We start from the raw sequence: 540 nt of genomic DNA, 5'->3' as shown, positions 1-540 counted from the left end.
AAAAAACAGCAAATGAATTTCTTCAAATGCTGTTCTTTCTATGCACGATAGGATGATTTACCTTTTTATCATCTCATAGTTTTCTTCTGAATTCTCATCTGTAGCAGTAATATGTAACTCTGTTTTAGTCAGTTTAGTTATCGTTATCGACTTACCCGCTAACCAACCAGAATCTCTCAAAATAAGCTTATTACCATTAATAGAACTTGCAAAATAATAAGTATGGCTACCGTCACTATATCCTCCATTGCCGTCTGTATCTTCAAAGAAGATATATTCTCCAGAGACATCCTCTGTCCAATTCTCCTTTTGATTATTGTCATCATACTCCCAACCATAACATTTAATCATATCCCAAGTACCTTGAAGATTAGCCAAAGAAATTTCGACTGAATTTTCTTCTTCATCATCGTCGCTACAAGAAGTAAAACCTGCACATAAAGCAATAACCAATAAAGTTGCAAAAAATCTAAATGTTTTCATATTCTGTAAATAATCTTTTCGTTAATAATTTAATTTGTAGTATAAGCTGCTCAAAAA

The 540-nt window shown here is 32.0% G+C and carries 1 protein-coding gene; it reads right to left on the bottom strand.

What is annotated here, in order from left to right; genetic code table 11:
* Window positions 1-57 precede the first annotated feature (57 nt).
* A complete protein-coding gene (locus tag HMPREF2794_RS11130; RefSeq protein WP_048697546.1) occupies window positions 58-483 on the bottom strand; it encodes a hypothetical protein in 426 nt (141 codons plus the stop codon).
* Window positions 484-540 lie beyond the last annotated feature (57 nt).

It is taken from the genome of Bacteroides sp. HMSC067B03 (genome assembly GCF_001811315.1).
Lineage (GTDB): Bacteria > Bacteroidota > Bacteroidia > Bacteroidales > Bacteroidaceae > Bacteroides > Bacteroides faecis.
This window is presented reverse-complemented; position numbering and strand designations above follow the sequence as displayed.